Below are 12824 nucleotides of genomic sequence, written 5' to 3'. Positions count from 1 at the left end.
CGAATCACTGGCAAAAAACATCAACAACCACCTGTTTTCGGCACATTGCCAACCACCATGAACGTTTTTCCTCACAACCCAGGGTGCGACCAAACGTCGCATTTCTGTAGTATTACTACTACCCCGACCGTGTAAAAGCATGAAATGCGAAAGCTTTTGTAGTAAAACTACACGGCGCCGGATAACACCCCGGTAATCCAAGAATTCACGACGTCTGCCCATAAGGCCAGTCGCAAACTCAGGCCCCGATTCTGGTGGCCTTTCCGCCCTGGAGCAAGCCATGCAAGACCTCGATCCAATCGAAACCCAGGAATGGCTGGATGCCCTGGAGTCGGTCCTCGACAAAGAAGGCGAAGACCGCGCTCATTACCTGATGACCCGTATGGGCGAGCTGGCCACCCGTAGTGGCTCCCAGCTGCCGTATGCGATCACCACGCCATACCGCAACACCATCCCTGTCACCCACGAAGCACGCATGCCTGGCGACCTGTTCATGGAACGCCGCATTCGCTCGATGGTGCGTTGGAACGCCCTGGCCATGGTCATGCGCACCAACCTGAAAGACTCGGACCTGGGCGGACACATCTCCAGCTTCGCCTCCAGCGCCACCCTGTACGACATCGGCTTCAACTACTTCTTCCAGGCCCCGACCGAAGAACACGGCGGCGACCTGATCTTCTTCCAGGCCACGCTTCGCCAGGCGTCTACGCCCGCGCCTTCATGGAAGGCCGCATCAACGAAGACCAGATGAACAACTTCCGTCAGGAAGTGGACGGCAACGGCCTGTCTTCGTACCCGCACCCTTGGCTGATGCCTGACTTCTGGCAGTTCCCGACCGTTTCCATGGGTCTGGGCCCGATCCAGGCAATCTACCAGGCACGCTTCATGAAGTACCTGGAAGCCCGTGGCTACATCCCGGCCGGCAAGCAGAAGGTCTGGTGCTTCATGGGCGACGGCGAGTGCGACGAGCCGGAATCCCTGGGCGCAATCGCCCTGGCCGGCCGCGAGAAGCTGGACAACCTGATCTTCGTCATCAACTGCAACCTGCAGCGCCTCGACGGCCCGGTTCGCGGTAACGGCAAGATCATCCAGGAACTCGAAGGCGTGTTCCGTGGCGGTGGCTGGAACGTCAACAAAGTCGTCTGGGCCGCTTCTGGGACCCACTGTTCGCCAAGGACACCGACGGTGCCCTGCAGCGCCGCATGGACGAAGTCATCGACGGCGAATACCAGAACTACAAGGCCAAGGACGGCGCGTACGTCCGTCAGCACTTCTTCAACACCCCAGAGCTCAAGGCCATGGTCGAAGACCTGTCCGACGAGGAAATCTGGAAGCTCAACCGTGGCGGCCACGACCCGTACAAGGTCTATGCGGCCTACCACCAGGCGGTCAACCACAAAGACCAGCCGACCGTCATTCTGGCCAAGACCATCAAGGGTTACGGTACCGGTGCTGGCGAAGCCAAGAACACCGCGCACAACACCAAGAAGGTCGACGTCGACAGCCTGCGTCACTTCCGTGACCGCTTCGACATCCCGGTCAAGGATGCCGACCTGGAAAACCTGCCATTCTTCAAACCAGAAGAAGGCTCCGCCGAAGCCAAGTACCTGGCCGAGCGCCGTACTGCCCTGGGCGGCTTCGTGCCACAGCGTCGCGCCAAGAGCTTCAGCGTGCCGACCCCGCCGCTGGAAACGCTGAAAGCGATCCTGGACGGTTCGGGCGACCGCGAAATCTCCACCACCATGGCCTTCGTGCGTATTCTGGCGCAGCTGGTCAAGGACAAGGAAATCGGCCAGCGCATCGTTCCGATCATCCCGGACGAAGCCCGTACCTTCGGTATGGAAGGCATGTTCCGCCAACTGGGCATCTACTCGTCGGTCGGCCAGCTCTACGAGCCAGTCGATAAAGACCAGGTGATGTTCTACCGCGAAGACAAGAAGGGCCAGATCCTCGAGGAAGGCATCAACGAAGCCGGCGCCATGTCGTCGTTCATCGCTGCCGGTACCTCGTACAGCTGCCACAACCAGCCGATGCTGCCGTTCTACATCTTTTACTCGATGTTCGGCTTCCAGCGTATCGGCGACCTGGCCTGGGCCGCTGGCGACAGCCGCACCCGTGGCTTCCTGATCGGCGGTACCGCCGGCCGTACCACCCTCAACGGTGAAGGCCTGCAGCACGAAGACGGTCACAGCCACATGATGGCTGGCACCATCCCGAACTGCCGCACCTATGATCCAACCTACGGCTACGAGCTGGCGGTGATCATCCAGGACGGCATGAAGAAGATGACCGAAGAGCAACAGGACATCTTCTACTACATCACCGTGATGAACGAGTCCTACCAGCAGCCAGCCATGCCGGCCGGTGTCGAGGAAGGCATCATCAAGGGCATGTACCTGCTGGAAGAAGACACCCGCGAAGCCGCGCACCACGTACAGCTGATGGGCTCCGGCACCATCCTGCGCGAAGTCCGCGAAGCGGCGAAGATCCTGCGTGAAGAGTTCAACGTCGGTGCCGACGTGTGGAGCGTCACCAGCTTCAACGAACTGCGTCGCGACGGCCTGGCCGTGGAACGCGCCAACCGCCTGAAGCCTGGCCAGAAGCCACAGACTACCTACGTCGAAGAGTGCCTGGCCGGTCGCAAAGGTCCGGTCATCGCGTCCACCGACTACATGAAGCTGTTCGCCGAGCAGATTCGTCAGTGGGTCCCGAGCAAAGAGTTCAAAGTCCTGGGTACCGATGGCTACGGTCGCAGCGACAGCCGCAAGAAGCTGCGTCACTTCTTCGAAGTCGACCGCCACTTCGTAGTGCTGGCTGCCCTGGAAGCCTTGGCTGACCGCGGCGAGATCGAACCTAAGGTGGTGGCTGACGCTATCGTCAAGTTCGGTATCGACCCGGACAAGCGCAACCCACTGGACTGCTGAGGAGTATTTTTAAGTGAGCGAACTCATTCGCGTACCTGACATCGGCAGCGGTGAAGGTGAAATCATCGAGCTGTTCGTCAAGGTCGGTGACCGTATCGAGGCCGACCAGAGCCTGCTGACCCTGGAGTCCGACAAGGCCTCCATGGAGATCCCAGCGCCGAAGGCCGGTGTCATCAAGGAACTGAAGGTCAAGCTGGGCGATCGCCTGAAAGAAGGCGACGAGCTGCTGGTCCTGGAAGCCGAGGGCGCCGCTGCGGCGCCTGAGGCTCCGGCCGCGGCCGCCCCGGCTCCGGCTCCAGCTGCTGCCGCTCCGGCGCCGGCTGCCGAAGCCGCCCTGCCCCAGCCGCAGCTCCGGCTGCCGCCAGCGTGCAGGACATCCACGTGCCGGACATCGGCTCGTCGGGCAAGGCCAAGATCATCGAAGTGCTGGTCAAGGTCGGCGACACCGTCGAAGCCGACCAGTCGCTGATCACCCTGGAGTCCGACAAGGCCTCCATGGAGATCCCGTCGCCAGCTGCTGGCGTGGTCGAAGAAGTACTGTGCAAGCTGGAAGATGAAGTCGGCACTGGCGACCTGATCTTCAAGCTGAAAGTCGCTGGCGCCGCACCGGCTGCCGCTCCGGCTCCGGCCGCTGCTGCCCCGGCTGCTGCTCCTGCTCCGGCTGCCGCCCCTGCCGCTGCCCCAGCGCCTGCTGCCGCCCCTGCTCCGGTCGCCACCGCACCGGCAGCCGGCAGCAACGCCAAGGTCCACGCAGGCCCGGCCGTTCGTCAGCTGGCCCGTGAATTCGGCGTCGACCTGGGTGCTGTCGCGGCCACCGGCCCGCACGGCCGCATCCTGAAAGAAGACGTGCAGGTTTACGTCAAGGCCATGATGCAGAAGGCCAAAGAAGCTCCGGCAGCCGCTGGCGCTACCGGCGGCGCTGGCATCCCGCCGATTCCGGCCGTGGACTTCAGCAAGTTCGGTGAAGTGGAAGAAGTGGCCCTGACCCGCCTGATGCAGGTCGGTGCCGCCAACCTGCACCGCAGCTGGCTGAACGTGCCGCACGTCACCCAGTTCGACTCTGCCGACATCACCGAGCTGGAAGCCTTCCGCGTTGCGCAGAAGGCCGTGGCCGAAAAGGCTGGCGTCAAGCTGACCGTGCTGCCACTGCTGCTCAAGGCCTGCGCCTTCCTGCTCAAGGAACTGCCGGACTTCAACAGCTCGCTGGCACCAAGCGGCAAAGCCATCATCCGCAAGAAGTACGTGCACATCGGCTTCGCCGTGGACACCCCGGACGGCCTGCTGGTCCCTGTGATCAAGAACGTCGACCAGAAGAGCCTGCTGCAGCTGGCTGCCGAAGCCGCCGCGCTGGCCGAGAAGGCCCGCACCAAAAAGCTGTCGGCCGACGAGATGCAAGGCGCCTGCTTCACCATCTCCAGCCTCGGCCACATTGGCGGCACCGGCTTCACGCCGATCGTCAACGCGCCTGAGGTGGCGATCCTGGGCGTCTCCAAGGCGACCATGCAGCCGGTCTGGGATGGCAAGGCCTTCCAGCCGAAGCTGATGCTGCCGCTGTCGCTGTCCTACGATCACCGCGTGATCAACGGCGCTGCCGCCGCGCGCTTCACCAAGCGCCTGGGCGACGTGCTGGGCGATATCCGCACCATGCTGCTGTAAGGCAGCGACCTGCCTCCCCTCGGTCGGGGAGGCAGGCACCCCTCGAGCTGCCACGCTCGTACCTCAACCCCGTCAGTTTGGCGGGGCTTTTTTTGCCTGTCAGAACTAAATCGCCGGCAAGCCGGCTCCCACAGGACCGCGACGACCTCAAGATCATTGCAGTACCTGTAGGAGCCGGCTTGCCGGCGATGAGGCCGGTACAGGCAACAGCCCGCAAATTCGACAGGCGAACTAAGGATTTCCCTCCAGCAGCCGAAAACATATACATGACAGCCCTATGGCCGCTTGCCAGCCTCGGGGACATGATGCAACCTTGCCAGATGCGCCGTTCAAGGCAGCGTCACCCTCTTCAAGCGAGTCTTCGATGAAAAGCCAACCCGATGCCGCCAGCCGTGTGGTGGCCGAGGTCGTCACGCAGCTTCCCGTGCCTTCGCGGCTCGGCATGCTGCGTTTCGAAAGGCTGAACGAAGCCACCTGGGCCATGCTGTACCTGGACCCTGCCTGCGAGCGCCAGTTTGGCCTACCCGCTTCCGAGCTGTGCGCACTGATCGGCTCGCCCTATGCCAGCCTGATGGCACCTGAAATCCGCTACAAGCTGCACGACGAGATCCAGGCGCAGCTGTCTCAGCGTGGCTACTACCGCGTGCGTTACACCCTGCATGCGCAGCAGTCGCCCCTGCGCCTGCTGGAAGTCGGCGAGGCCTACAAGCAGCACAACCGCCAGTTGCTGCGCGGCTACCTGACGGTGCTCGACGACCAGGCCGACGACAGCTCGGAGCTAGACGCAAACGATCTCGAATCGCGCAACAACCGGCTGCAGCTGGCCCTGCAATTGAACCAGCGTGCGCAACAGGAACAGCTCGAACATCTTGAGCGAGTGCGTGGCCAGCAGGACCTGATCCTGCGCCTGGCCCGCCAACGCTACAGTGCCGAGAACTCGCTGCTTGAAGCCGCCGAGTTGATCACCCGCAGCGCCTGTGAAATCTACAAGGTCGACAACGCCAGCATCTGGCACCTGGACGAGCAACGTCTCATCCCGATCAGCGCCTGGCACCGGCATGAGCAACAACATCAGCTTCCCGAGCCGATCGACGCTAGCCGCTTTCCGGACTACCTCGAGGCCCTGCACGCCAGTCGCGCCATCGATGCTCACAACGCCAGCCACGACCCCCGCACCCGGGAGCTCGCCGAGAGCCTCTACCCGGCCAACAACGCCATGCTCGATGCCAGCATCCGCGTCGATGGCCAGGTGGTCGGCGTGCTGTGCCTGGAGCAGACCGGCCAGCCTCGAGCCTGGCAGTCAGACGAGATTGCCTTTGCCGGTGAACTGGCCGACCAGTTCGCCCAGGTCATCACCAACCACAATCGACGCACCGCTACCAGCGCCCTGCACCTGTTCCAGCGTGCAGTAGAACAAAGCGCCAGCGCCTTCCTGCTGGTCAACCGTGACGGCGTGGTGGAGTACGTCAACCCCAGCTTCACCGCCATCACCCAGTACAGCACCGAAGAAGTTCAGGGCCACCACCTGGCTGAACTGCCAGCATTAGCGAACCTGAGTGAACTGCTGTTCGACTCACCGTCGAGCCTGGAGATGGGCAACAGCTGGCAAGGTGAGTTCAAGAGCCGACGCAAGAACCTCGAACCCTACTGGGGCCAGCTGTCGATCTCGAAGGTTTATGGTGACAACCGTGAGCTGACCCACTACATCGGTATTTACGAGGACATCACCCAGTCCAAGCTGGCCCAGCAGCGTATCGAGCGCCTGGCCTATACCGACAACCTGACCAATCTGGGCAACCGCCCGGCATTCATCCGCAACCTCGACGCCCACTTCACCGGCGGCGGCGACAGCCCGATCTGCCTGCTGCTGGTAGACATCGACAACTTCAAGCGGATCAATGACAGCCTCGGCCACCAGACCGGCGACAAGCTGCTGGTGAGCCTGGCCCGGCGCCTGCGCAACAGCCTCAGCCCCAATGACATCCTTGCCCGCTTCGCCAGCAACGAGTTCGCCGTGCTGCTGGACGGCACCAGCCTGGAAGACGGCCAGGGCGTCGCCCTTCAGCTGCTGCGCACCCTCGACAAACCGATGTTCGTCGACAATCAGCTGATCAACGTCACCGCATCGGTGGGCCTGGCCTGCGCGCCCATGCACGGCAGCGACCCGACCTCCCTGATGAAGAACGCAGGCCTTGCCCTGCACAAGGCCAAGGCCAACGGCAAGCACCAGGTGCAAGTGTTCACCGAAGTGCTCAACGCCGAAGCCAGCTACAAGCTGTTCGTCGAGAACAACCTGCGCCGCGCCCTTACCCAGAATGAGCTGGAGGTGTTCTACCAGCCCAAGCTGTGCCTGCGCAGCGGCCGCTTGCTGGGCCTGGAGGCGCTGCTGCGCTGGAACCACCCAGAGCGCGGCATGATCCGCCCGGACCAGTTCATCAGCGTGGCCGAGGAAACCGGCCTGATCATTCCCATCGGTAAGTGGGTGGTGCGCCAGTCGTGCCGCATGAGCCAGCAACTGCGCGAAGCCGGCATGGGCAACCTGCATGTGGCCATCAACCTGTCGCCCAAGCAGTTCTCCGACCCCGACCTGGTCGCCTCGATCGGCTCGATCCTCAAGGAAGAAGATCTGCCCCGCACCTGCTGGAACTGGAGCTCACCGAAGGCCTGCTGCTGGAAGCCACCGAGGACACCCACCGCCAGCTCGACGAACTCAAGGCCCTGGCCTGACCCTGGCCATGGACGACTTCGGCACCGGTTACTCATCGCTGAGCTACCTGAAGAAGTTTCCGATCGACATCATCAAGATCGACCGCAGCTTCATCAACGAGATCCCGGACAACCAGGACGACATGGAGATCACCTCGGCGGTGGTGGCCATGGCGCACAACCTCAAGCTCAAGGTGGTAGCCGAGGGGATCGAGACGCCAGAACAGCTGGCGTTTCTGCGTCGGCATCGGTGCGATGTGGGCCAAGGGTACCTGTTCGACCGGCCGATCCCAGGCCGGGAGCTTGCGGAAAAACTCAAGCGCTATCCGCGCGGTCCAATGGCCTGACAGCGGCGCCAAGCTCGGGCACTATAGAGTCCATTCGGGCCTCATCGCCGGCAAGCCGGCTCCCACAGGATTACCGCACGCCTCGGTTACTGTGCCTTACCTGTGGGAGCCGGCTTGCCGGCGATGAGGCCAACACCCATCTCACTGAACAAACACAGAGGAACGGCCATGGTCCTGCGTTCTGAAATCCTGGTGAACAAAAACGTCATGCCTACCGCGGAACAGGCCCTGCCTGGCCGCGAAACCCTATGAAGCTGCCCGAATTCCACTACGTCTTCGAAGGCACCCCATTGCTTGGCCCGTTCTTCGAGGGCAGCATCGATTTCGCCATCTTCGGCCTGGGCTGCTTCTGGGGCGCGAGCGCCGCTTCTGGCAGCGTGAAGGCGTGGTCAGCACCGTGGTCGGCTATGCCGGTGGCTTCACTCCCCACCCGACCTACGAAGAAGTCTGCTCGAGCCTGACCGGCCACACCGAAGTGGTACTGGTGGTGTTCGACAAAGACAAAGTCAGCTACCGCGAACTGCTGGCCATGTTCTGGGAACTGCACAACCCGACCCAAGGCATGCGCCAGGGCAACGACATTGGCACCCAGTATCGTTCGGCCATCTATTGCACCAGCCCCGAGCAACTGGAGCAGGCCAAGGCCAGCCGCGATGCCTTCCAGGCCGAGCTGAGCAAGGCCGGTTTCGGCGAAATCACCACCGAAATCGACCAGGCGCCAACCGTCTACTTCGCCGAGGCCTACCACCAGCAGTACCTGGCCAAGAACCCCGATGGCTACTGCGGCATCGGTGGCACCGGCGTTTGCTTGCCACCCAGCCTGCAAGGCAACTGAACCATGAGCACGATGACCCTGTTCCATTCGCCTCTGTCGCCGTTCGTGCGCAAGGTCATGGTGGTGCTGCACGAAACCGGTCAGCTTGACCGCGTGGCGCTGCAGCCGGTGAACATCAGCCCGGTGAGCGGTGACGAGCAGCTCAACCGGGGCAACCCCATCGGCAAGATCCCGGCCCTGCGCCTGGAAGACGGCACGGTGCTGCACGACAGCCGGGTCATCTGCGAATACCTGGACTTGCAGCACGTCGGCACCCCGCTGATCCCCGTGAAGGCTCGGCACGCTGGCGTCGCATGACCCTGGCGTCCCAGGCCGATGCGATCATGGATGCGGCGGTATCTTCGCGTTACGAGACCTTCCTGCGGCCTGAGGACAAACGTTGGGATGGCTGGGTTGCCGCCCAAGGCGAGAAGATTCGCCGTAGCCTGGCCAACCTGGAGCAGGAGCACCTGGCTGAGCTGGTGTCAGGCTTCGACATTGCGGCCATTGGTGTGGCCTGCGCGCTGGGGTACCTGGACTTGCGCCAGCCGGAGTTCGGTTGGCGTGAGCGCCAGCCTGGGCTGGCGGCGTGGTACGCCGAGGTGGCCAAGCGGCCGTCGATGGTGGCTACAGCACCGGTTGTCTGACGGCCTTTTCGCGGGTAAACCCGCTCCCACAGGCGCAGTGCAGATCCTGAGATTTGCACCGTAAATGTGGGAGCGGGTTTACCCGCGAAGAGCTCAACTCGATATCACAGGAAACAACTGCCCAATTTTCCGGGCCAACCACCGCCCGATCTCCCTATCCTCCCTCACGCCACCCTCCCCACCCGCGTCCAATCCAGCCGCCGGGTCAGCACCATGAACACTCCCAACAAGCCAAAGCACAGCAACGACCCCATCAACAGCGCATAGTCCTCAGCGCTGAGCAGCCCATAGAGCAGCGCGTACAGCACCGCCAACCCCATCGCGAACCCGACCCCACGCCAGAAGCTGCGTAGCACATGGCTCAAGTAGAAGCCGATCAGCAGCACACACGCCGACGCCGACAGCCCATACGCCAGGCCAAAACCAATGTGCTCGGACAACGACAGCAACAGCAGGTAGAAGAACGCGAGTGCCACACCGACCAGGATGTACTGCACCGGATGCACGCTGAGGTTCTTCAGCACCTCGAACAGGAAGAAGCCGGCAAAGGTCAGGGCGATGAACAGCAGGGCATATTTGATCGCCCGCTCGCTCTTGAGGTACTGGTCGACCGGGTCGACGAAGCTCACGCCAAACGTGCGTGCGCTGAACTCCTCACACTGCCCGGCTGTGGCGCACTGAACCAAAGCTTCTTCCAGGTTGGTGGCGAAGAACGAGGTTTGCCAGTGAGCGCTGAAGCCCTGCTCGTTGACCTCGCGGCGGCTCGGCAGGTAGCTGCCAATGAAGCTCGGGTGCGGCCAGTTGGCGTGCATCTCGACGGTACTGGTGCGCCCCACCGGCAGCACATGCAGTTGTCCGGTGCCCTGCAGTGCCAAGTCGAAGCCGTAATTGAATTCCCGTGCCTGCACGCCATCGAACTGCGGCAGTACCACGTGCACACCACCGCGCATCCAGCTCAGCCCGGAACCTGCTTCGAAAGGCTGGCGTTGGTCGTCCACGCTCAGCTCCAAACCGTTTTCGATGCCACGGATATCACTGATCCCGACAACCAGGAACGGCTTGTCGAAACGGTAATCGTCGAAATCCTTGTCGATACCCCAACGTTCAGGGAGTTTGAAGCGCCCGCTGATGCGCCCCTTGGCGTGGAACAGGCGCGCCTGGTAGATACCCCGGCCCGTAGTTCAGTGTCGACGGCCAGGTCGGTGTCGAAGGTTTCCGGCAGGAAGTACAGCTGGCCGGTGACCGTGCTGGTCTCCTGCACACTCTGACCGTCCTTCTCGATCCAGCGACGCTGGTACTTGCGGTACGGCACCACCAGCAGCGGGCCGCTGATCTGCTGGTCGAAACTGGCGCTCTGGGCAATGTCGCGCAGCACGCCGTCGCGCAGGTTCTGGCGCTCGTCGATCAAGCCGTCGATCAGCATCAGGGGAATCAGCAGCAACATCATCAGCAGGGCGATCATGCCGAGCTTGAAACCAAGGGTCTTGTTCATGGGGCCTCCGTTAGCGATGGGCGTGTGTGCGCCGGCGGCGAGGCCTTGGGGAGGGCCTGTGGAGAATGTGTGTAGATTCAGTGGTGATAGAGAGCCATCTGCCTTAACTGAACCGCCCCAAAGGCAGCCACAACCTTACCCGCACCCCATCCTCGATGTTTTCCACCGCCAGCGCCCCGCCATGCAGCTGCATCACCTCAGCCACGAAGTTGAGCCCCAGCCCAGTGCTCTTGCGCCCGCTCCCAGGCCGCGGCAGTGAGTAGAAACGCTCGGCAACCCGCCCGATGGCATATGCGGGAATCTCCTGCCCCCTGGTTGAACAGGCTCAGCGCCACCCGCTCGCCCTCGCGCTCCAGCTCGAACAACAGCGCCCCACCGGGCGGCGTGAAGTCCAGCGCGTTGTCCAGCAGGTTTGCCAGCGCCTGACGCATCAGGAACGGGTCGCACAACAACCGTACCCCGTCGGCACCCGCTGGCGAACCTGCAAGCCCCCACTTTCGATCCGCGCCGCATGGGCCAGCAGCAACCCATCGACCAGCGGCGCCAGCGTCACCTGCTGCTCATCCTCCAACGCCTGCATCTGCTCGACGCGCGCCAGGTTGAGCAGCCGTTCGATCATTTGTTGCAGGCGCTCGCTCTCGCGTTCGATGTTGCCCGCAAAGCGCGCCCGCTGCTCCATGGGCATGTCGCCCTGCAGCAACTCGGACGCGCCACGGATCGCTGCCAGAGGGCTCTTCAACTCATGGGTCAGGGTGTGCACATAGCGCTCGACATAGGCTTTGCCCTCCAGTTGCGTGCGCATACGCTCGACCGCATTGGCCAACTGCGCCAACTCACCGCCCTTGTAGTGCGGCAGCGCCGCGCGCTGGCCTTCGCTGACCGCTTGGGCGTAGGCAGTCAACCGGCGCAGCGAACGGGCCAGCCACCATGACAGCGCCGCACCGATCAACAACCCCAGGCCGATCAGGCCAAGCCCAAGGGTCAGCAGACGCTGCTCGGAACGGTCGATATAGGGTTGCAGCGAGCTATTGGGCTTGGCCACCGTGACCACACCGATGATTTTGCCCTCGTCGAGGATTGGGGCCGCCACATGCATGACCGAGGTGCTTTCATCATCAGCGACGCTGCGCGTGGAGCGGGCGCCATATTCGCCACGCAGGGTCAGGTAGACGTCATTCCAGCGCGAATAATCCTTACCCAGGTCTTGGCCGCTGGAATCGAGCAGGACGATGCCCTTGGCGTCGGTCACGTAGATACGGTGGCTGACCTGGTTCTTGGCCAAGCCCCAGATCTGCGCGCCAGGGCTGCGCAGGCCGTAAGCCTTGAGCACCTGCGGCAAGCGGCTTTGCGTCAAGGTGCCCGCCTTGACGTCATCGTGAAGAATCTCGGCCAGCAGGTTGGCGGTATCCACGAGGGTTTCCTCCGACGACTGGCGCACCACCGGGCGAATCTGCTCGCGCACCGTATTGAGCAGAAAATAGCCGGCAAACCCGACGAACAGGAAGTACACGAGGAAGATTCGGATACCCAGGCGCATCAGGCGTGGTCCGGCTGTAGCTGTAGCCGAGGCCGCGATGGGTCTGAATCGGCTCGGCATCGGCGCGCACCAGGCGCAGTTTGGCTCGCAGGCTCTTGATGTGGCTGTCGATGGTGCGCTCGTAACCCACGTCCGAGGCCACGCCAAGGGCATCGAGCAATTGCTCGCGGCTGAACACCCGCTGCGGCTGTTCCAGCAGACATTGCAGCAGGCGGAACTCATGGCGGGTGAGCGTCAGCGGCTGCCCACGGTAAGTGATCAGCATGCGCAGGGTATCGAGCTGGAACAGTGCCGTTTCGGCCACCGGTTCGACACGTGGCGCCATGCGTTTGAGGATTGCCCGAACCCGGGCAGTCACTCACGGGGGCTGAAGGGTTTGACCACATAGTCGTCGGCACCGATTTCCAAGCCGACCACCCGGTCGATCTCACCATCGCGGGCGCTGAGGAACATTACCGGGACTTCAGTGAAGCGACGCAACTGGCGGCAGGTTTCGAAACCACTGATGTCGGGCAGGCCGATGTCCAGAATCACCAGGTCCGCAGGTTTCAGACGCTGCTGCTCGACAGCTGCGCTGCCTAGCGTCACCCATTCAGTGCTGTGGCCATCGGCCTGCAGGGCATAGATGAGGGTATCGGCAATGGCCGCTTCGTCTTCGACGATAAGGATATGGGGCATGGAATCCGGCCTTGCTGAGGCAA

At 62.6% G+C, this 12824-nt stretch carries 8 pseudogenes; 5 read left to right on the top strand and 3 right to left on the bottom strand.

Going from position 1 to position 12824, the window contains the following annotated elements:
* The first annotated feature begins 280 nt into the window (after positions 1-280).
* The 5 pseudogenes from aceE (at position 281) to PspTeo4_RS23195 (ending at position 9094) form a co-directional block, all read left to right on the top strand.
* Positions 281-2924: pseudogene (aceE, locus tag PspTeo4_RS23215) on the top strand (pyruvate dehydrogenase (acetyl-transferring), homodimeric type).
* A 13-nt stretch (positions 2925-2937) separates the two neighbouring features.
* A pseudogene (aceF, locus tag PspTeo4_RS23210) lies at positions 2938-4580 on the top strand (dihydrolipoyllysine-residue acetyltransferase).
* A 364-nt stretch (positions 4581-4944) separates the two neighbouring features.
* Positions 4945-7633: pseudogene (locus PspTeo4_RS23205) on the top strand (EAL domain-containing protein).
* A gap of 168 nt (positions 7634-7801) precedes the next feature.
* Positions 7802-8468, top strand: a pseudogene (msrA, locus tag PspTeo4_RS23200) (peptide-methionine (S)-S-oxide reductase MsrA).
* Positions 8469-8471: 3 nt separating this feature from the next.
* A pseudogene (locus PspTeo4_RS23195) lies at positions 8472-9094 on the top strand (glutathione S-transferase).
* Positions 9095-9258: 164 nt separating this feature from the next.
* Here PspTeo4_RS23195 and creD read toward each other — a convergent pair.
* The 3 pseudogenes from creD to creB all read right to left on the bottom strand — a co-directional run bounded on the left by creD (position 9259) and on the right by creB (position 12801).
* Positions 9259-10586 (bottom strand): annotated as a pseudogene (creD, locus tag PspTeo4_RS23190) (cell envelope integrity protein CreD).
* Between the two features lie 103 nt (positions 10587-10689).
* A pseudogene (creC, locus tag PspTeo4_RS23185) lies at positions 10690-12123 on the bottom strand (two-component system sensor histidine kinase CreC).
* Positions 12123-12801 (bottom strand): annotated as a pseudogene (gene creB, locus PspTeo4_RS23180) (two-component system response regulator CreB). The pseudogenes creC and creB overlap by 1 nt, the downstream one beginning before the upstream one ends.
* Positions 12802-12824: the final 23 nt, after the last annotated feature.

This window comes from Pseudomonas sp. Teo4 (assembly GCF_034387475.1).
In the GTDB taxonomy this organism is placed as follows: domain Bacteria; phylum Pseudomonadota; class Gammaproteobacteria; order Pseudomonadales; family Pseudomonadaceae; genus Aquipseudomonas.
The sequence above is the reverse complement of the archived record's forward strand: the minus strand, read 5'-3'. Positions and strand labels throughout refer to the sequence as shown.